This window comes from Amycolatopsis pittospori, from assembly GCF_013870525.1.
GTDB classification, from domain to species: domain Bacteria; phylum Actinomycetota; class Actinomycetes; order Mycobacteriales; family Pseudonocardiaceae; genus Amycolatopsis; species Amycolatopsis pittospori.
In genome coordinates this window covers 43,289-61,543 of the sequence record NZ_JACBXD010000041.1, presented here as the reverse complement: position 1 = coordinate 61,543, position 18,255 = coordinate 43,289, and the positions used below count along the sequence as shown (strand labels likewise).

Below are 18,255 nucleotides of genomic sequence, written 5' to 3'. Positions count from 1 at the left end.
TCGAAGTGACCGGAGTGTGGGTGCTGCTGGGGGTCTTGGTGCTCGGCGGTGTGGCGGGCGCGCTGCTCCAGGCGCGCAACGGCCGCATCCGGGCGGCGAAGTCCGGCGCGCCCACACTCCCGGACCGCGTCTCCGGCGCGCTCGCGCCCGAAGGCGTCACCCTGGTCCAGATCTCCACCACGTTCTGCGCGCCGTGCCGCCACACCCGCGCGATCCTGTCGGCCCTCGCGGAGAAGACCGGCGGGCTGACCCACGTCGATCTCGACGTCACCGAGACCCCGGAAGTCGCCCAGGCACTTTCGGTATTGCGGACTCCGACGACGCTCGCCCTGACGCCCGACGGCCGTGAGCTGCTCCGCGTCGGCGGCGTTCCCCGAGGTCAGGAGCTTCTCGAAGCTCTGAAGCCCCACCTGACGAACGTCTGATCCCGAATTTTGGGAAGCGTCCCAAGGTGTGAACACGGTTCCCAACCTGAGGGAGCTCTGCGTACCCTCGCACCCGTGAACAGGCTGCCCCGAACCTTGCTGACCCAGCGCCGCGCAGTGGATCTGTGCCGCGTTCGCAGCAGCCTGTGTCCGGCTCGGCCCGGCGTTCGCTGAACCACGCCCTCATGCCTGCGCGTGCCGATCCGGCACGCACCTCTTCCCTCTCGTTCGCAGGAGGATCCATGTCCGCAGGACCGGCCGTCGACCCCCGTGGTCCTCGTTTCGCCGCCATCCTGACGACGATCGTGCTCGCGGTCGTGCTCATCACCCAGTGGTGGCCACTGCTCGCGGCGCAGGCGGTGGTGTTCGCGATCGGTGCCTTCATCGGCCTGAAGCCGGCGCCTTATTCGCTCGTCTACCGCTATCTGGTCGCGCCCCGGCTCGGCCCGACGACGGAACGCGAGGACGCCGCCCCACTGCGGTTCGCGCAGGCCGTCGGGTTCGTCTTCGCCGTCGTCGGCACCATCGGGTTCGCCGCCGGCCTGACCGCGCTCGGCTTCGTGGCGACGGCGTTCGCGCTGTTCGCGGCCTTCCTCAACGCGGCGTTCAACTTCTGTCTCGGTTGCGAGATGTTCCTGCTCATCAAGCGTTTCAGCCCCAGCCCGCGCGCGTCCTAACCCAGAAAGAGAGTCAGCTCCATGAGCCGTGAAGACGTCCTGGTCACCACCCAGTGGGCCGAGGAGAACCTGGACACCCCCGGTGTCGTGTTCATCGAGGTCGACGAGGACACGACCGCGTACGACAACGGACACATCCGCGGTGCGGTGAAGTTCGACTGGCGCAAGGACCTGCAGGACGGGGTCCGCCGCGACTTCGTCAACAAGGAGGGCTTCGAGAAGCTGCTCTCCGAGAAGGGCATCTCGAACGACGACCGCGTCGTCCTCTACGGCGGCAACAACAACTGGTTCGCCGCTTACGCGTACTGGTACTTCAAGCTCTACGGCCACGAGAACGTGCAGCTGCTCGACGGCGGCCGCAAGAAGTGGGAGCTCGACGGCCGCGAGCTGAACTCCGAGGACGTCAAGCGCGAGGCCACCACCTACCAGGCCAAGGAGCAGGACCTCTCGATCCGCGCGTTCCGCGACGAGGTCGTCCAGGCCATCGGTGCCAGCAACTTCGTCGACGTGCGTTCCCCCGACGAGTTCTCCGGCAAGCTGCTCGCCCCGGCGCACCTTCCGCAGGAGCAGTCCCAGGTCCCGGGCCACATCCCCGGCGCCCTGAACGTCCCGTGGGCGAAGGTCGCCAACGAGGACGGCACCTTCAAGACCGAGGAAGAGATCAAGGAGCTGTACTCCGACGAGGGCCTCGACGAGTCGAAGTCCACGATCGCGTACTGCCGGATCGGTGAGCGTTCGTCCATCGCGTGGTTCGCGCTGCACGAGCTCCTCGGCTACGACGCCGTCAAGAACTACGACGGTTCATGGACGGAATACGGCTCGCTCGTCGGCGTGCCGGTCGAGTTGGGAGCTAAGTGATGGCGGCAGACGACAGCTGCGGAGCGCCGGTCCAGGAGGCCACGCCCGCCGATTACGACACCCGCGGCCAGGTCGTACTGGCCGGCAAGGTGACCGGTGCGGAAGGGCCCGTCGGTGGCGCCTTCGTCCGGTTGCTGGACGGCGGCGGCGACTTCACCGGCGAGGTCGTCTCGTCGGCCGACGGCGACTTCCGCTTCTACGCGGCTCCCGGCGACTGGACGGTTCGCGCGCTGCACCGCTCCGGCAACGGCGAGGCGTCCGTCACCGCGCAGGGCCCCGGAGTGCACCAGCTGGCGATCTCCGTCGCCTGACCACTCGAGTACAGGAAGGCCCCCTTCCTTGCGTTGGACGCAAGGAAGGGGGCCTTCCTGTACTTGTGGGCACTGCCACGCACCCTGTGCGAGGCCGTCTGAGCAGGTAGCGACTAAAGTGCGTGTCGTGGAGATCCTGTTTACGACACTGCTGGTCCTCGCCGGCGTCGCGATCACGTGGTTCGCCGTGTACGTCGTCTACCGGCTGTACGCCGACCAGCGCTGACCCATGACGGCTAGTGGCGACGAGGCCATCCAGGCCGCGGAGAAGCGCGCGGAAGAAACGCGCGAACGCAACCTCCCTCCGTACGGCACCCTTCCTGACCTGCCCATCCCGGGCGACACGGCGAACCTGCGCGAAGGCCCGAACCTCAATGACGCCTGCCTGGCGCTGCTGCCGCTCGTCGGCGTGTGGCGCGGCGAAGGCGAGGTCGATTACCCGACCATCGACGGCCCGTACCGGTTCGGCATGCAGCTGACCATCGCGCACGACGGCCGCCCCTTCCTCACGCACGAATCGCGCGCCTGGCTGCTGGACGACGACGGCAACGTCATCCGTCCCGCCGCGCGCGAGTCCGGGTTCTGGCGCCCGCAGGCCGACGACACGATCGAACTGCTGCTGACCCACAACACCGGCATCATCGAGCTCTTCTACGGCAAGCCGCGCGGCAAGGCGTCGGTCCCCGCCTGGGAACTCGGCACCGACGCCGTCGTCCGTTCTTCGACCGCGAAGGACGTCACGGCGTCCCAGCGGCTTTACGGCATCGTCAACGGTGAACTCGGCTACGTCGAGGAACGCGCCATGATGGGCCAGGAACTTCAGCCGCACACGTCGGCGCTGTTGCGTCGCGTGGTGGGCTGACCGTTTCCCGTGCGGTGGCGTGCCTACGGCGAGCACGCCGCCCTGCTCGACTGTGATTCCCTGACCCAGACGATCGCGGCGCACGCCACGGTCGCGGCCTCGCGTCCGGACGGCGTCGCCGAACTCGTCCCCGGCGCCCGCAGCCTGCTCGTGGTGGAAACGCCGGGATCGGGCGCACTCGCGGCCGTTCGTGAACTCCTCGCCGACGCCGATCTCGAACACCCACCCGGCGGCCGGCCCCGCGAGATCACCCTGGACGTCACCTACGACGGTGAAGACCTCGAACTCGTCGCACAAGACGCCGGAGTGTCCATCGAGGACGTCGTCCGGCTGCACACCGACGCCGTCTACACGGTCGCGTTCACCGGTTTCGCACCCGGTTTCGGTTATCTCACAGGACTTCCCGAGCCGCTCCGGCAGCCACGTCTCTCGACGCCGCGCACCCGCGTCCCACCCGGTTCGGTCGGGATCGCGGGGGAGTTCACCGGCGTCTACCCGCGCGTCTCACCCGGTGGCTGGCGGCTGATCGGTCATACGCGGACCGTCCTGTTCGACCCGCGCGCCGATCCGCCCGCGTTGTTCGCCCCCGGCGACCGCGTGCGGTTCCGGAGTGCCGGATGAGGGCCCTCGAAGTGGTCGACACCGGTCCGCTCGCGCTGGTCCAGGACCTCGGCAGGACCGGGTACGCGCATCTCGGCGTCCCGCCGTCCGGCGCGCTGGACGTCCCGGCGCTGAAGCTGGCCAACAGACTCGTCGGCAACGACGAAGCGGCCGCGGGCGTCGAGTGCCTGTTCGGCGGACTTCGGCTGCGCGCGACGGCGTCCTGCACCGTCGCCGTGACCGGGCCGGCGGTGCCCGTCGACGTCGACGGCCGCGCGGCCGGATCGCATGCGGCGCTGTGGCTGGCGCCGGGTCAGGTCGTGACGATCGGCGCGCCCGCCACCGGATTACGTTGCTACCTGGCGGTTTCCGGCGGAATCGCGGTCGACGCCGAACTCGGCAGCCGCTCGCGGGACGTCCTCTCGGAGATCGGTCCCGCGCCACTGCGGGCGGGCGACGTCCTCCCGCTCGGCACTCCGTCCGGAGTGCCCGGCGGCGCCGACGTCGTGGTGCCCACGGTGGCCGCGGCGGAACTGGTGGTGCCGGTCGAGCCGGGTCCGCGGGCGCACTGGTTCGAAGGCCTGGAAGCCGGTCTCGCGAAGACCTGGACGGTGACGGCCGAGTCCAACCGCGTCGGCCTTCGGCTCGATGGGACTCCGCTAACCCGCGAAGGCGACTACGCCGAGAAGGAACTTCCGAGCGAAGGCCTGTTGACCGGCGCCGTGCAGGTGCCACCGGACGGGCTGCCGGTCGTGTTCTTGGCGGATCATCCAACTACCGGTGGTTATCCGGTGGCCGCCGTGGTGAGACAGGCGTCACTCCCGGCCCTCGCGCAGGCCCGTCCCGGAACCCTTCTCCGCTTCCACTCGTCCACGAGGGTGTGGAACAGGTAAAGGTCGACGGTGGCACAGGTGTCATCGACACGAATTCGGTCCCGGCCCAACCCGAACTGCCGCAGTCGCTGCGGATCGCACTGGCGACCGGGCAGATGAGACGTCCGCTCGGCGATACGCTTCGCCCGCTTCTCGATCTCTTCGCCGACGGTGAGTACCAGGTCGACGGCCCCGAAAGACTGACCGAGGACCGCTTTCTGACCCCGAGCGCCGACTGGCCGCCCGCCGACGTCTCCCGCGTCGGCTACTACCGGACGGCGATCAAGACCGGGCACCGGCCGGTGGCCGTGGTCCTGGAAACCGGTGAGGCGACGGTGATCCTCGACGGGCACCACAAGATCGCGGCCTATCGCGAAGAGGCGATCCTGCCGCACCTGCTGATCATCAGCGCGCTCAGCTGATCGCGTACTCGCTCTCGTAAGCGGCGACCAGTTCGGCGTGGATGGCGCTGGAGTCGCCCAGCGCGACACCGTCGAGTGTGTGCACCCGGGTCAGCTTCCGGACCGACGAGGCCAGGAACAGCCCCTCGCCCCCGGTGAGATCCGAAACCTGGAGCGGCTCGACCTTGATCGACCAGCCCGCCCGCTCGGCCCCGCGGAAGAGCGCCGCCTGCGTCGTCCCCGGCAGGATGCCGATGCTCGCCGGCGGCGTGTAGAGCGTCTTGTCCTTCGCGAGGACGACCGTCGAAGTCGGTCCTTCGAAGACCGAACCGTTGGCGGCGGTGAAAATCACATCGCTCGCTCCACGGCGGGCGGCCTCGCGCAGCGCGGCCATGTTGACCCCGTACGAAATCGACTTCGCACCGAGCAGCAGCCACGGCGCGCGGTCCGCCAGTTCGGGCTCGATCCCGCGTTCCAGGGTGACCGCCGCGACGCCCTCGACACGGGCGCGAAGCACCTTCTCGTCGATCTCCACACCGAGTGCGAACCCGAACGGCTTCGCCTCCGGATCGCCGTCGATTCCCCTGGTGTACACCAGTTTCAGGGCCATCTCGGCGGTGCCGGACCAGTTCTCGATGACGACCCGCGCGGCGCGTTCCCAGGCCGCGAGGTCCGGCTCGGGAAGGTCGAGCATGGCGGCGGAGCGGGCCAGCCTGTCGAGATGTGGACGAAGCTCGCGTGGTCGCCCGTCGACCACGAGGATCGTCTCGAACACGCCGTCGCCGCGAAGCAGTCCCAGATCGTCCACCCGCAGGTGAGCGGCTTCGGGGTCGGCCAGGGTCCCATCGAGAAAGGCAAGCACGCGCATACTCACACGGTACTCACTAGCATGGGTTTTATGCCCTACCGCTCCCCCTTGCTCGACCTTCCCGGACCGATCGCGGCACCAGACGGGCATCCTGAAGAGGGTGTCCCGTGGCATTGGGGAGACCCCTTCGCCGAGCAACGGACGGCGACGCGCGGCGCGGTCGTGATCGACCGTTCGCACCGCGAGATCCTGGCCGTGACCGGGGAAGAACGGTTGTCCTGGCTGCATTTGGTGATCTCGCAGCACGTCACCGGGCTCGCCGAAGGCACCGGCACCGAGGCGCTCGTCCTGGACAGCCACGGCCGCGTCGACACCCACATGGTGGTCGCGCACGCGGACGGCACGGTGTGGCTGGACAGCGATCCCGGCGCCGTGGCCACCAGCGCGTTCCCGTCCGGCGGCAAGCAGACGCTGCGCGACTACCTCGAAGCCATGAAATTCTGGTCCAAAGTGGACATCCGCGATGTCGGCGAAGAGCTGGCACTGCTGACCGTCCTGGGCCCCGACGCGGACCGTGTGCTGGCGTCCGTCGGCGTCACGCTGGACGCGGAGCCGTACACCGTGGTGGCGATCCCCGGCGGTTTCGCGCGTCGGATGCCGTGGCCAGGACGCAACAGCGTCGACCTGGCCGTCCCCCGCGCCGAACTGGCCGACTGGTGGCGCCGCCTCACCGACGCGGGCGCGCGACCGGCGGGCAGCTGGGCGTTCGACGCGCTGCGCGTCGAGTCGCTGCGGCCGCGGCTGGGCCTCGACACCGACGAGCGCACGATCCCGCACGAGGTGAACTGGGTCGACTCCGCCGCGCACGTGGCGAAGGGCTGCTACCGCGGGCAAGAGACCGTCGCGAAGGTCCACAACGTCGGACGGCCGCCGCGGTACATGGCGCTGCTGCACCTGGACGGCTCGCCGGAGATCACGCCGGAGACCGGTGACCCGGTGATGCTGGGCGAGCGGACGATCGGACGTGTGGGCAGCGTGGTGCAGCACCACGAGCTGGGACCGATCGCGTTGGCGCTGGTCAAACGCTCGACGCAACCGGGTGCCGAACTGCTGGCCGGTGCCGAGGACCGCGTCGTGCAGGCCGCGATCGATCCGGACTCCGTGCCCGGTGAGGCACCCGCTCCCGGCCGGGAGGCCGCTCAGCGCCTGCGGGGCTGAGCCGCGCCGGGTCTGGACACGCTTCGGGCGTGACGGGCTTCAGGTCTGACGGGCTTCGGGTCTGACGGGCGGGCGTGTGGAAATAGGGACGTTGAGTGTCCCTCTTTCCGCACACCCCCTCCTGACAGGGACGTTCTCGCAGGACTGTGTGGATTTTGGGACGTCAGATGTCCCAAAATCCACACAGTCACCGTCCCCGGCTCAGACGACGAAGGCACCTTCACCACGCCCATCCACACCAGTTGTCCACAACTCGCCCCACCTGTGGACAACTCCGCTGACCAGCCCTTTTCCCCCGCCACCCCCGGTAGACTGGACCAGGGGCCGCCCCCGGGACGGGTGGGGGGCGCGCTCTGGAAGGAACCGAAAGAGCGATGGGGGCGCAACGAGAACCGGGCAGGACTGGGCAGGTGGCCGGGAGGGGCGAAGATCTTTGTGGTATCGCTCCCCGCGGAACATTTCGCTCGGCGCGCGTTAAGCTAGCCCGGTGATCGAAGTCCGGCCCGGTGGTCGCCGTCGTATCGACCGCGTGCTCGGCCCTGGGTATCTCGGCGACCTCGGCGAGCTGCCCCTTTCCGTGCTGCGCGAGCGCCGTGACGAGGCCGCGCAGGAGGAGACCGACCTGTCGTACCTGCGGCGGCTGTTGCACGCGCGGATCGACATCGTGCGGGCGGAGCAGGAGCGCCGGAGTTCGGGCGGCGAGAGCAGCGTGGTGGAGCGGCTGGCCGCGATCCTGGCGGACAACGCGATCGGCCCGGCCACGGGTTCGGGCAGGCATCAGCGGCTGGAGCCGTCGCGGGCGGGTGAGCACCGGCGGTTCGCCGAGGCGCTCATCGGCGACACGGACCTTTCCGACGTCAGCACCCTGTCGAACGAGAAGCTGGCCAACGCCCTCAACCGCTACGCCGACGAAGAGGTCTCCGTCTCTTCGTACCGTCGCGAGGTCCAGGGCGTGATGGACACGATCAACGCCGAGATCGCGACCCGCTACCGCAAGGGCACCGCGTCGGTCGACGACCTGCTGGACACCGAACGCGGCGGGCCCGAGTGACGAATCCCGTCCTGGTCGAGGTCGTCCGCTCCGGTTTCGTCGAAAGCACGCACCGCGGCGCGCTGGTGATCACGGCCCCGGACGGGTCGGTGCGGTTCTCCGCCGGCGACATCGAGCGGCCGGTCTATCCGCGCTCGTCCAACAAGCCGCTCCAAGCCGTCGGGATGCTCCGCGCCGGCCTCACCATCGAAGACGAAGACCTCGCGCTGGGCTGCGGTTCGCACAACGGCGAACCCGGCCACGTCGAGGGTGCGTTGTCGATGCTCTCCCGCGCGGGCCTCACCGAGGACGCGTTGGCCTGCCCGCCCGCGTTCCCGCTGCATGAGCCGAGCATGCTCGCCGTCGCCGCGGCCGGGAAACGACGTGCGGCCATGAACTGCTCGGGCAAGCACGCCGCGATGCTCACGACCTGCACGCAGCTCGGCTGGGCCACCGAGGACTACGCGGCCGCGACTCATCCACTGCAGAAGGTCATCCAAAGCACCATCGCCGACCTCACCAGCGAGCCGATCGAGACGGTCGGCGTCGATGGCTGCGGGGCCCCACTGTTCGCGTTCTCCCTCACCGGCCTCGCCCGGTCCTTCGGCAGGCTGGTCACCACCATGGGCGGCCCGGAACGCCGGGTCGCGGACGCCGTCCGCGCGCATCCGTGGCAGGTCGCGGGCACCGGCCGCGAGGACACCGTGCTGATGCGGAACGTCGACGGTCTGCTCTCGAAGGGCGGCGCCGAGGGCGTCCACGCGTTCGCTCTGCCCGACGGCACGGCGCTGGCCTTGAAGATCGACGACGGCGCCGCGCGGGCGCGGATCCCGCTGCTGCTCGCGACCCTGCGCCACCTCGGCATCGACCCCGGCGACGAGGCGGGAGATCTGCCCAAGTCGGCCGTCCTCGGTGGCGGGAAACCGGTCGGCGAACTGCGCGTCGCCGCCGGCCTCTTCGACTAGTTCGCGCGTTCCCGCGCGGCCAGGTCGCCCCAGAAGTCCCGCAGGTCGGCGAACAGTTCGGCCAGCTCGTCGACGTTGCCGGTACGAAGCGCGTCGAGGATGTCGTGCACCTCTTCGGCGGTCGTGTCGGCCTGCAGGATCGAGTCGGCGAAGAGCTGCACGAGGCCGCCGTAGTCGAGCTCGACCGCGGAGCCGGGATGGAAGGCGTCGAGCCAGCGACGCGTCTCGAGCAGCACCCGGCCCGGCCCGGAATCGCCGAAGGTCGCTTCGAGCAGGTCACCGACTTCGCGGGCGCGATGCCGCGCGTCGGCGATCGATACCCGCCACGACACCTCACGCTCGGGGTCGTCGCGGCCCTTGCCCAGTTTGACCCGGCGCATCCCGGGGTCGAACAGCACGAACCACGGGAGCGGGATCGTCCACGTCGTCGAGAGCGTGTGCGAGGCCGAAGCGGACAGATCGCCGATGGCCGACTTCGCTCGCGTTCGGATCGCGTCGATACCGCCGCCGCCCGCGTCGAGCACCGCGTTCTTCAGCGCCGGATGCGCGTCGCCGAGGAAGGTGACCAACGCCGCGGCCGAGCGCGCGCGGATCTCCATCGGGCAGACGAGCGGCCCCGGTCCCGCGTCGCCGTGCTCACCCTCCGGCACGTCTTCGGGGTCCAGGACCAGGACGTCGGTGATGAGGCTGGGGGCGGCGCGGCCGTCCGCCAGCTCGGCGGGCAGCAGCCGTCCGACGTGCTGTGACTTGAGCCACAGTGCCTGCTCGCGCGTCCCCGCGGCCGAACGATCGAGCCGGGCCGCTTCGACGGCCTCGAGCAGGCGTTCGTCCGGCGGATCCCCCAGCGCGAGCAGGGGCTCGTACACGCGGAGATAAGCCGAGAACGGACGGGGCACAGGAGCATCGTGGCACGCCGACCTGCGACGATCGCCACCGACCGGCCGGTAACCGGCGTTCGGGGAACACTGTCGCGACCGGCACACCGTGCCACGTCGCATCCAACCCCCTGGACACGGTACGGTGTCAGCAGGAAAGAATTGTCGAGACGATGCGGGGCCGCCGATTCCCCCGGCCGCCCCGCCCCTGTGCGAGGGGGTCGAGCCATGGGGCGCGGCCGGGCTAAGGCCAAGCAGACGAAGGTGGCGCGCGAGCTCAAGTACAGCTCGCACGAAACCGACTTCGATGCTTTGCAGCGCGAGCTGTCCAGTAGTTCCTCGGATTACGGGCACGAGGACGACAAGCGGGATGACGACGACCCGTACGACGGGTACGACGAATACCGCCGCTGAGCAGGCGTGACACGCGAGGGTGGCACGGAGTGATCTCCGTGGTCCACCCTCGCGTGTCGCGTGCTGCCCAAAATACGGAAGAGGTGCCATGTCCGACGTATCGCGAGTAGGTGTCATCGGAGCCGGGCTCATGGGCTCCGGCATCGCCGAAGTGCACGCACGTGCCGGTCTGGACGTGATCGTCACCGAGGTGAACCAGCCGGCGCTGGACTCCGGGCGGGCGCGGATCGAGAAGTCGCTGCAACGCGGCGTCAAGAACGGGAAGCTCTCGCAGGAAGACGCCGACGCGGCGCTCGGACGAGTCCGCTTCACCACCGAGATCGGCGAGTTCGCCGACCGCGACCTCGTGATCGAGGCCATCCTGGAACAGGAGCAGGCCAAGGTCGAGGTCTTCCGGTCGCTGGACAAGATCGTCGAGCGTGAGGACGCGGTGTTCGCGTCCAACACGTCGTCGATCCCGATCATGAAGCTCGGGATGGCCACCAACCGCCCGCAGCAGGTGGTCGGCATCCACTTCTTCAACCCGGTCCCGGTGCTGCCGCTCGTCGAGCTGGTGCCTTCGCTGCTGACCAGCGACGACACCGCCCGCCGCGCGGAGGAGCACGCGACGACGGCGTTGAGCAAGACGGTGATCCGGTCGCAGGACCGCGCCGGGTTCATCGTGAACTCGCTGCTGGTGCCATACCTGCTTTCGGCGATCCGGATGATCGAGTCGGGCTTCGCCTCGGCGGAGGACATCGACCGCGGTATGGAGCTCGGCACCGCGCACCCGATGGGCCCGCTGCGGCTGTCGGACCTGATCGGCCTGGACACCATCAAGGCGATCGCGGACTCGATGTACGCCGAGTTCAAGGAGCCGCTGTACTCCTCGCCGCCGCTGCTGCTGCGCATGGTCGACGCCGGCCTGCTCGGCAAGAAGACCGGTCGCGGGTTCTACAGCTACTCCTGATCCGCAACTTTCGTAGCGGCGGACGACCACTTCTTCGGCTGTCCGTGCAACCGGCGTCCCCGGTTGCATGGACGGCATGAACGAACACACCCGTCGCAGGGCACTCACCGTCGCCGGACTGACCGGCCTCACCGGACTGACCGGACTCGCCACCGCGGGCTCGGCATCCGCTCGTGAACGCCGAGGCGTGCCGACGTTCGTGTTCGCGGCGGGCGCCAACGGCGTCTCCAGCGTCCCGAACGAACTCGTGCTGCGCGGCTACCGCTGCGTCGGCGTCGACCTCCCCGGGCAGCTGCCCACGGACGCCCAGTTCCGGCTTTCGTACCAGGCACCGCAGGACCTCGCGGCGTTCGCGACCGAACCGTCGCCGCTGGCCGAGGTGACCGTGGCCGACCACATCGCCGCGACCGTGGAGACCGTCCGGCGGGCGGCCGCGCTCGGCCCGGTCGTCCTCGTCGGCGCCAGCATCGGCGGCGCCGCGATCAGCCTCATCGCGAACCAGGTCCCCAAGCTGATCGACCTCCTGGTCTACGACACCGCGTTCTGCTGCGGCGAACTCGCGACGCCCGACGAGTACCTCTCCACCGAGGAGGGGAAGGCGACGCACGCCGCGGTGCTGCTGGAGTTCATGGCCGGGGACCCGCGGGTGATCGGGGCGTTCCGCTCGAACTGGCGGATCGCCGACCCGGCCCGCCTGGCGAAGGCGAAAGAGGCCTTCATGAGCGACAGCACCGACTCCGAGTTCCACACGTTCCTGAACTCGATGATGCCGGACGAGCTCGCCGGCAAGGGCGCCGTCGATTCGCGCGGCGACCTGCGCACCTGGGGCCGCATCCCGCGCGTGTACGTCCGGCACCTGCGCGACAACATCAACCCGCTCGCGCTGCAGGACCGGATGATCCGGGAGGCGGACGCGCGCACCCCTCGCAACCGGTTCCGGGTCTTCGACCTCGACACCGCACACGTCCCGACCTCGGCCAAGCTCGGCGACCTCCTTGACCTCTACGACCGCCTGGCCCGGCCCCTCCTCCGCGTTTAGTCCTCTGGATGCGGTAGTTGCACACGCAAGGACCGCATCCAGAGGACTAAACGCGGGGCAGCACACCTAGACTCGGGGCCGTGGGACAGGGACAGCTGCGCGCGGGCCTGATCGGTGCCGGTCCGTGGGCGAAGACGGTGCACGCGCCGGGCCTCGCCGATCACCCCGGCACGACGTTGAGCGCGGTCTGGACCAGGCGTCCTGAAGCCGCGAAGGAGCTGGCAGAGGCGCATGGCGCCGAGGCCGTCGGGAGCTTCGAGGAGCTCCTCGACCAGGTGGACGCCGTCGCGTTCGCGGTCCCGCCCGCCGTTCAGGCCGAGCTCGCGGTCAAGGCCGCCGAGGCGGGCAAGCACCTCATCCTGGAGAAGCCGATCGCCGCGGATCTCGACGGCGCGCAGCGGCTCGTGGACGCCGTCGAGGCCGCCGGGGTGGCCGCGCTCGTGGTCCTGACCTTGCGTTTCTCGCCGATGACCCGGGACTGGCTCGCCGGGATCACCGAAGCGGGTGGCTGGCGCGGTGGTGGGGCGCGATGGCTTTCGGGTGCCCTGCTCGGTGGGCAGTACCAGGATTCGGCGTGGCGGCATGACTCCGGCGCACTCTTCGACATCGGGCCGCACGCCTTCGATCTGCTCGACGCGGCGCTCGGCGAGATCACCGACGTGCTCGCCGCGAACCGGACCGATGACGATCTATGGCAGCTCCTGTTCGCCCACGCGGGTGGCGCGACCAGTACGGCAACCCTGTCGCTGCGGTTGCCGATCCAGCCGACGGTCGTCGAAGTGGCCGTTTACGGCGAGCACGGTTATCGCACTTTAGGGCGGAAACCGGGTTCCGCCGGTGAATCGTTCACCGCGCTTTTGGACGATTTCGCGGCGATGGCGGCCTGCGGAACGACGACGCATCCCTGCGACGTGCGTCGCGGCCTGCACCTGCAAAAGCTCCTCGAACGCGCGCGCGAACTGGCCGGGCACGCCAAGTAGTACACAGGTCACCCACAAGGCTTTTCCTTATGCGATAACGCCTTCTTCCTGCGACTTCGCAATCATCCACAGGTTTGTCCACAGGCTCCATTGTGGACAGTCGCCCCTCGGACCCAAGCACGGGAAAGCCTTTTCCGCTACCGGAAAAGATCACCTCTTTGTGAGGTCGCTCCGTCATGCCGAGTCGATCTTGTGATGCGAAGGTGATCTTGGGCGCTCCGGAAAGGAAGGGCCATGGGAGAGCTGCTCCGCGCTTTCGGCGCGATGATCCCGTTGACGATCACCGCGATTCCGTACGCATTCATCGGCTGGCCGCTGCTGGCGGCACACCGGCGGCGAAGACAAGCCGACCGCTTCTCCGCGTCGGCGACGGCCGCCGTGGACATGACGCTGGGATTGGCCTGCTTCCTGGTGTTATGCCTGGTCACGATGCCCGTGGCCGGGGAGGGTGGCAGCAGGCTGAATCTCGAACCCTTCACCGACCTGCGCCTCGCCTTGAGCGACAGCGCCAATCTCTGGCAGGTGCTGGGCAACGTGCTCATGCTGAGTCCGCTCGGCGCACTGCTCCCGCTGCGGTCCCGGCGGCTTCGTTCGCTCGGCCGGATCGCACTGGGCGCGCTGACACTGTCGGTGCTGGTGGAGGGCACGCAATTCCTGATCCAGTCGGGCCGCGTGACGTCCGCCGACGACATCCTCCTGAACACCCTGGGGGCCGTGATCGGTGCCGTACTCAGCAAACGGGTGTGGCGCTGTCTGGACGTCCGCCCGCCGGTGCGGATCCCGGCGCAGGTCCGGCGGGTCTGCGACGCCCCCGTACGACTGCGGGTGCCGAGGTCGGTGTGGGACGAGCGCTATTCGAGCATCGCGCACCCGCAGCGTCGGTAATTCGGTTGACCGCCGTGCGAGAGTGATCGCAAAAGCCTTACGTATCGGGAAAGAGGGATGCCTCATGCCTGACGCCTTCAGCGGCGTCGGCACGAGCTAGCCGGCGCCCATGCCAGCTCCACCACGCACGCGGGTCATCCCGTGCGTTCCCTCTTCTTGCCCGAAAGGCATATCGACCAGTGCTTTCCGAGACGATTCGTTCTCTGCAGTCCTACATCCGCACGACCGCGGCGAGGTTCCGCGAAACCGAGCGGATCGGGCCGTTCCTGGCCACGTACTACCTCGAGGCCAACAGTCCCTTCCTCAACTACGCGATCCCCGACGACGGTGCCGTCCCCACGAAGGAAGACATCGACGCGCTCACCGAGGCGTTCCGCGAGCGTGAGCTCATGCCGCGCCTGGAGTTCCTGAGCGAGGCGGTTCCGGCAGCCGAAGCGGTGCTCGTCGAATGCGGGTACACGCTGGAGCGGCGGGTTCCGCTGATGATCTGCACTCCGGAGCAGATCGTCGAGCAGCCGAAACCGGCCGGGATCACCCTGGTCACCCCGAAGACGGCCGACGAGCTCCGGAAGATGATCCGGGCGCAGAACCTGGCGTTCGGCGAAACCGACCCCGACCAGCACCTCGACCCGTCTCCGGACCAGCTGAGCGGCGAGACCATCTCGGTGATGGCCGTCAGCGAAGCCGGCGAGATCGTCGGCGGCGGGGTGGCGACCCCGATCCTCGACGGTGCGACCGAGGTCGCGGGCGTCGGCGTGCTCGAGGGATACCGGAGCCGCGGGATCGCGGCGGCGATGACGGAGTACCTGACGCGTGAGGCTCACGCTCGCGGCGGACGGTCGGTGTTCCTGACGCCGGGCGCCGGGCAGGCGGAGCGCGTCTACGGCCGGGTCGGATTCAAGACCGCGGCCGAATGCGTGCACCTGTCAGTCGTCTGAGTAACCGCCGCGGCGAGTTCGTTTGACCTCGCCGCGGCGTTTCTTCGAGGCCAGACGGCGTTCCTTCGAGCCCCGCGAGGGTTTGGTGGGACGCCGTTTGGCGGCCGGGGGTGCCGACGCGTCCAGCAGCAGCATCACCAGCCGCGCCCGCGCGGCCTCCCGGTTCATCAGCTGCGAGCGGTGTTCGGAAGCGGCGATCGTGACGACGCCGTCGACCAGACGCGACGAAAGCCGGTCCAGCATCCGGGCCCGGAGATGATCCGGGATCGAAGCGGAACCGGCCACGTCGAAGGAGAGTTCGACCCGCGAGTCCGTGGTGTTCACGCCCTGCCCACCCGGACCCGAAGACCGGGAGAACCGTTCGTTCAATTCGGCACCCGGGATCACGAACCGGGTGCCGATCACCACGTCATCAGCCACGAGCCCAGTGTCTCACCTGGGGAAAGAGATTATTAGAAGCGCGGGTGGTCGCCGGACAGCACGGCGCGCGGGCCGTCCGGGTCTTCCGCCGGCTGCACGTCGCCGAGGATCCACGCCGGCACGTGCCGCGCGGTCAGCATCGCCAGCGCGCGGTCGACGTCGTCGGGGCCGACGATCGCGACCATGCCGACCCCCATGTTGAACGTCTTCTCCAGTTCGGCGCGCTCGACCTTGCCGCGGTGCCCGATCAGCGCGAACACCGGCGCCGGGGTCCAGGTGCCGCGTTCGAGCTTCGCGACCAGACCGCGCGGCATGACGCGGGCGAGGTTCGCTTCGAGACCGCCGCCGGTGATGTGCGCGAACGTGCGGACGTCGGCCTCGGCGACCAGCGCCAGGCAGTCCTTCGCGTAGATCTTGGTCGGCTCCAGCATCTCCTCGCCGAGCGAACGGCCGAACTCCTCGACGTGCCCGTCGAGCGGCATGCGCGCGATGTCCAGCAGCACGTGCCGGGCGAGCGAGTAGCCGTTGGAGTGCAGGCCGGACGAGCCGAGTGCGATCACGACGTCACCTGGGCGGACCCGCTCCGGGCCGAGCACCTTCGACGCCTCGACGACGCCGATGCCGGTGCCCGAAAGGTCGTAGTCGTGTTCGCCCATCAGGCCGGGGTGCTCCGCGGTCTCGCCGCCGAGCAGCGCGCAGCCCGCCTGGACACAGCCCTCGGCGATGCCGCCGACCAGCGCCGCGATCTTCTCAGGCACGACCTTGCCGACCGCGATGTAGTCCTGCATGAACAGCGGCTCGGCACCGGTGACGACCAGGTCGTCGACGACCATCGCGACCAGGTCGATGCCGACGGTGTCGTGCTTGTCGAGCGCCTGGGCGACGGCGATCTTGGTGCCGACGCCGTCGGTGGAAGAAGCCAGCACCGGCTCCTTCCACTTGTCCAGCTTCAGGGAGAACAGTCCGGCGAAACCGCCGACCCCACCCATCACCTCGGGCCTGCTGGCCCTCGCGGCGTGTGGTTTGAGCAGCTCAACGGCTTTGTCGCCGGCGTCGATGCTGACCCCGGCGGAGGCGTACGTGGCGCTCGTGGACTCGCTCACGGAAGCGGACTCCAACTCTGAAAGGAAAGGGACTAGGGACGCCGGATGGCGTCTTCAGCACCGTACCCGGCCGGGCTGACGGGCTTCGCCGCGCCATTGGCGGACTCTAGGCTTTCCAGCAGGTGCTTCCCGATCAGGGCGTCCTCGGGGAGCGCGATCGGGTACTCGCCGGAGAAGCACGCGGTGCACAGGCGCGACTTCGGCTGCTCCGAAGCCGCGACCAGTCCGTCCAGGGAGATGTAGCCCAAAGTGTCCGCGCCGATGGAGCGGCGGATGCCGTCGAGGTCGACGCCGTTGGCCACCAGTTCGGCGCGGGACGCGAAGTCGATGCCGTAGAAACACGGCCAGCGGACGGGCGGCGAGGCGATCCGGACGTGCACCTCGAGCGCGCCGGCCTCCCGCAGCATGCGGACGAGTGCGCGCTGGGTGTTGCCGCGGACGATGGAGTCGTCGACCACGACGAGCCGCTTGCCGCGGATGACGTCGCGCAGCGGGTTCAGCTTCAGCCTGATGCCCAGCTGGCGGATGGTCTGCGACGGCTGGATGAAGGTACGGCCGACGTAGGCGTTCTTCACCAGGCCCGTGCCGTAGGGAATGCCGGAGCCCTGCGCGTAGCCGATCGCGGCCGGGGTGCCGGATTCGGGCACCGGCATGACCAGGTCGGCGTCGGCCGGATGTTCGCCGGCGAGTTTGCGGCCGATCTCGACGCGGGTCGCGTGCACGCTGCGACCGGCGATCGAGGTGTCGGGGCGCGCGAGGTAGACGTACTCGAAGACACAGCCCTTGGGCTCGGGGTTCGCGAACCGCGAGGAGCGCAGGCCCTCGGCGTCTATCGCGATGAGCTCACCGGGCTCGACCTCGCGGACGAACGACGCGCCGCAGATGTCCAGCGCGGCCGTCTCGCTCGCGACCACCCAGCCGCGTTCGAGCCTGCCGAGCACCAGCGGGTGCACGCCATGCGGGTCGCGGGCCGCGTAGAGGGTGGACTCGTCGGCGAAGACCAGGCAGAACGCGCCCTTGAGGGTGGGCAGCAGTTCCAGCGCGGCGGCTTCGATGCCCTTGTCGGCGGCGTTGGCCGCGAGCAGCCCGCACACCAGGTCGGAGTCACTGGAGGAACCTGTCAGACCCGCGTGCGGCTTGAGGCCGGCGGCGACCGTGCGGTCGCGCAGCTCGGAGGTGTTGACCAGGTTCCCGTTGTGCGCGAAGGACAACCCGCTACCGGTGGCGGTGGTCCGGAAGATCGGCTGCGCGTTCTCCCAGATGGTCGCGCCGGTGGTCGAGTAGCGACAGTGACCGACGGCGATATGTCCCTGCAGCGACTGCAGGACCTGCTCGTCGAACACCTGGCTGACCAGGCCGAGATCCTTGAAGACGACGATCTGCGAGCCGTCGGAGACCGAGATGCCGGCCGCTTCCTGGCCGCGGTGCTGAAGTGCGTAGAGCCCGTAGTAGGTCAGCTTCGCGACCTCTTCTCCGGGCGCCCAGACACCGAAGACGCCGCATTCCTCGCGGGGTTCCGGATCGGGCTGGTCGGTCACGGGCTGTCCGGCGAGGGACGGGTCGGAAACCACCGAGGTGCTCCCAGGGAGAAGAGGGCAGGCCGCCACCAGTGTAAACGGTGGACT

The 18,255-nt window shown here is 69.1% G+C and carries 22 protein-coding genes; 17 read left to right on the top strand and 5 right to left on the bottom strand.

Annotated features, from left to right (window positions below; genetic code table 11):
- Nucleotides 1–5: 5 nt before the first annotated feature.
- The 8 genes from H5J31_RS22810 to H5J31_RS22775 all read left to right on the top strand — a co-directional run bounded on the left by H5J31_RS22810 (nt 6) and on the right by H5J31_RS22775 (nt 5,027).
- A complete protein-coding gene (locus H5J31_RS22810; RefSeq protein ID WP_181774671.1) occupies nt 6–425 on the top strand; it encodes a TlpA family protein disulfide reductase in 420 nt (139 codons plus the stop codon).
- Between the two features lie 242 nt (nt 426–667).
- Nucleotides 668–1,102 (top strand): DUF4395 domain-containing protein, encoded by a 435-nt coding sequence (locus H5J31_RS22805; RefSeq protein ID WP_181774670.1) that lies wholly within the window; start codon nt 668–670, stop codon nt 1,100–1,102.
- Nucleotides 1,103–1,123: 21 nt separating this feature from the next.
- Nucleotides 1,124–1,960, top strand: a complete 837-nt coding sequence (locus H5J31_RS22800; protein WP_181774669.1) for a sulfurtransferase — start codon at nt 1,124–1,126, stop codon at nt 1,958–1,960.
- Nucleotides 1,960–2,271, top strand: a complete 312-nt coding sequence (locus H5J31_RS22795; protein ID WP_061981918.1) for a DUF1416 domain-containing protein — start codon at nt 1,960–1,962, stop codon at nt 2,269–2,271. Before H5J31_RS22800 ends, H5J31_RS22795 begins: the two co-directional genes overlap by 1 nt.
- Nucleotides 2,272–2,500: 229 nt before the next feature.
- Nucleotides 2,501–3,133, top strand: a complete 633-nt coding sequence (locus H5J31_RS22790) for an FABP family protein (RefSeq protein ID WP_181774668.1) — start codon at nt 2,501–2,503, stop codon at nt 3,131–3,133.
- Nucleotides 3,134–3,142: 9 nt separating this feature from the next.
- The gene (gene pxpB, locus H5J31_RS22785; protein WP_181774667.1) at nt 3,143–3,754 is read left to right on the top strand and encodes a 5-oxoprolinase subunit PxpB; all 612 of its coding nucleotides are present in this window, start codon (nt 3,143–3,145) and stop codon (nt 3,752–3,754) included.
- Nucleotides 3,751–4,626: a 5-oxoprolinase subunit C family protein gene (locus tag H5J31_RS22780; RefSeq protein ID WP_181774666.1), complete on the top strand. Its 876-nt coding sequence runs from the start codon at nt 3,751–3,753 to the stop codon at nt 4,624–4,626. Before pxpB ends, H5J31_RS22780 begins: the two co-directional genes overlap by 4 nt.
- Nucleotides 4,614–5,027, top strand: coding sequence for a hypothetical protein (locus H5J31_RS22775; RefSeq protein WP_181774665.1), 414 nt, complete (start codon nt 4,614–4,616; stop codon nt 5,025–5,027). The genes H5J31_RS22780 and H5J31_RS22775 overlap by 13 nt, the downstream gene beginning before the upstream one ends.
- Here the strand turns inward: H5J31_RS22775 and H5J31_RS22770 are convergent.
- Nucleotides 5,020–5,874, bottom strand: a complete 855-nt coding sequence (locus H5J31_RS22770; RefSeq protein WP_181774664.1) for an aminodeoxychorismate lyase — start codon at nt 5,872–5,874, stop codon at nt 5,020–5,022. The two genes, H5J31_RS22775 and H5J31_RS22770, sit on opposite strands and share 8 nt — an antisense overlap.
- Nucleotides 5,875–5,904: 30 nt before the next feature.
- Between H5J31_RS22770 and ygfZ the strand changes: the two genes are divergently transcribed.
- The 3 genes from ygfZ to H5J31_RS22755 all read left to right on the top strand — a co-directional run bounded on the left by ygfZ (nt 5,905) and on the right by H5J31_RS22755 (nt 9,027).
- Nucleotides 5,905–7,032 (top strand): CAF17-like 4Fe-4S cluster assembly/insertion protein YgfZ, encoded by a 1,128-nt coding sequence (ygfZ, locus tag H5J31_RS22765; protein ID WP_181774663.1) that lies wholly within the window; start codon nt 5,905–5,907, stop codon nt 7,030–7,032.
- A 487-nt stretch (nt 7,033–7,519) separates the two neighbouring features.
- A complete protein-coding gene (locus H5J31_RS22760) occupies nt 7,520–8,083 on the top strand; it encodes an RsiG family protein (protein ID WP_181774662.1) in 564 nt (187 codons plus the stop codon).
- Nucleotides 8,080–9,027, top strand: a complete 948-nt coding sequence (locus H5J31_RS22755) for an asparaginase (RefSeq protein ID WP_181774661.1) — start codon at nt 8,080–8,082, stop codon at nt 9,025–9,027. The genes H5J31_RS22760 and H5J31_RS22755 overlap by 4 nt, the downstream gene beginning before the upstream one ends.
- On the opposite strand, the gene H5J31_RS22750 is transcribed toward H5J31_RS22755, so the two are convergent.
- The gene (locus H5J31_RS22750) at nt 9,024–9,923 is read right to left on the bottom strand and encodes a hypothetical protein (RefSeq protein ID WP_181774660.1); all 900 of its coding nucleotides are present in this window, start codon (nt 9,921–9,923) and stop codon (nt 9,024–9,026) included. The two genes, H5J31_RS22755 and H5J31_RS22750, sit on opposite strands and share 4 nt — an antisense overlap.
- Nucleotides 9,924–10,130: 207 nt before the next feature.
- Here H5J31_RS22750 and H5J31_RS22745 point away from each other — a divergent pair, with 207 nt between their 5' ends.
- The 6 genes from H5J31_RS22745 to H5J31_RS22720 all read left to right on the top strand — a co-directional run bounded on the left by H5J31_RS22745 (nt 10,131) and on the right by H5J31_RS22720 (nt 15,107).
- Nucleotides 10,131–10,316, top strand: a complete 186-nt coding sequence (locus H5J31_RS22745) for a DUF3073 domain-containing protein (RefSeq protein ID WP_020632289.1) — start codon at nt 10,131–10,133, stop codon at nt 10,314–10,316.
- Nucleotides 10,317–10,404: 88 nt separating this feature from the next.
- The gene (locus tag H5J31_RS22740) at nt 10,405–11,265 is read left to right on the top strand and encodes a 3-hydroxybutyryl-CoA dehydrogenase (protein WP_181774659.1); all 861 of its coding nucleotides are present in this window, start codon (nt 10,405–10,407) and stop codon (nt 11,263–11,265) included.
- Between the two features lie 76 nt (nt 11,266–11,341).
- Complete coding sequence (locus tag H5J31_RS22735; protein WP_181774658.1) at nt 11,342–12,304, top strand: alpha/beta fold hydrolase; 963 nt, start codon at nt 11,342–11,344, stop codon at nt 12,302–12,304.
- An 80-nt stretch (nt 12,305–12,384) separates the two neighbouring features.
- On the top strand, nt 12,385–13,284 hold the full coding sequence (locus H5J31_RS22730) for a Gfo/Idh/MocA family protein (RefSeq protein WP_181774657.1): 900 nt from the start codon (nt 12,385–12,387) through the stop codon (nt 13,282–13,284).
- 234 nt (nt 13,285–13,518) lie between these two features.
- The gene (locus H5J31_RS22725) at nt 13,519–14,169 is read left to right on the top strand and encodes a VanZ family protein (RefSeq protein WP_181774656.1); all 651 of its coding nucleotides are present in this window, start codon (nt 13,519–13,521) and stop codon (nt 14,167–14,169) included.
- Nucleotides 14,170–14,348: 179 nt separating this feature from the next.
- Nucleotides 14,349–15,107, top strand: a complete 759-nt coding sequence (locus tag H5J31_RS22720) for a GNAT family N-acetyltransferase (RefSeq protein WP_181774655.1) — start codon at nt 14,349–14,351, stop codon at nt 15,105–15,107.
- Here the strand turns inward: H5J31_RS22720 and arfB are convergent.
- The 3 genes from arfB to purF are packed head-to-tail and all read right to left on the bottom strand — an operon-like array spanning nt 15,096 to nt 18,201.
- Nucleotides 15,096–15,527, bottom strand: a complete 432-nt coding sequence (arfB, locus tag H5J31_RS22715) for an alternative ribosome rescue aminoacyl-tRNA hydrolase ArfB (RefSeq protein ID WP_328701577.1) — start codon at nt 15,525–15,527, stop codon at nt 15,096–15,098. The genes H5J31_RS22720 and arfB overlap by 12 nt on opposite strands.
- 32 nt (nt 15,528–15,559) lie before the next feature.
- Nucleotides 15,560–16,630, bottom strand: a complete 1,071-nt coding sequence (gene purM, locus H5J31_RS22710; RefSeq protein WP_181774654.1) for a phosphoribosylformylglycinamidine cyclo-ligase — start codon at nt 16,628–16,630, stop codon at nt 15,560–15,562.
- Between the two features lie 32 nt (nt 16,631–16,662).
- Nucleotides 16,663–18,201, bottom strand: coding sequence for an amidophosphoribosyltransferase (gene purF, locus H5J31_RS22705; RefSeq protein ID WP_181774653.1), 1,539 nt, complete (start codon nt 18,199–18,201; stop codon nt 16,663–16,665).
- Nucleotides 18,202–18,255 lie beyond the last annotated feature (54 nt).

Bases quoted from the DNA above. Each gene is read 5' to 3' on its own strand.
- H5J31_RS22805 (WP_181774670.1), top strand. From the start codon at position 668: ATGTCCGCAGGACCGGCCGTCGACCCCCGTGGTCCTCGTTTCGCCGCC.
- H5J31_RS22800 (WP_181774669.1), top strand. From the start codon at position 1,124: ATGAGCCGTGAAGACGTCCTGGTCACCACCCAGTGGGCCGAGGAGAAC.
- H5J31_RS22795 (WP_061981918.1), top strand. From the start codon at position 1,960: ATGGCGGCAGACGACAGCTGCGGAGCGCCGGTCCAGGAGGCCACGCCC.
- H5J31_RS22790 (WP_181774668.1), top strand. From the start codon at position 2,501: ATGACGGCTAGTGGCGACGAGGCCATCCAGGCCGCGGAGAAGCGCGCG.
- H5J31_RS22780 (WP_181774666.1), top strand. From the start codon at position 3,751: ATGAGGGCCCTCGAAGTGGTCGACACCGGTCCGCTCGCGCTGGTCCAG.
- H5J31_RS22770 (WP_181774664.1), bottom strand. From the start codon at position 5,874: ATGCGCGTGCTTGCCTTTCTCGATGGGACCCTGGCCGACCCCGAAGCC.
- ygfZ (WP_181774663.1), top strand. From the start codon at position 5,905: ATGCCCTACCGCTCCCCCTTGCTCGACCTTCCCGGACCGATCGCGGCA.
- H5J31_RS22745 (WP_020632289.1), top strand. From the start codon at position 10,131: ATGGGGCGCGGCCGGGCTAAGGCCAAGCAGACGAAGGTGGCGCGCGAG.
- H5J31_RS22740 (WP_181774659.1), top strand. From the start codon at position 10,405: ATGTCCGACGTATCGCGAGTAGGTGTCATCGGAGCCGGGCTCATGGGC.
- H5J31_RS22735 (WP_181774658.1), top strand. From the start codon at position 11,342: ATGAACGAACACACCCGTCGCAGGGCACTCACCGTCGCCGGACTGACC.
- H5J31_RS22725 (WP_181774656.1), top strand. From the start codon at position 13,519: ATGGGAGAGCTGCTCCGCGCTTTCGGCGCGATGATCCCGTTGACGATC.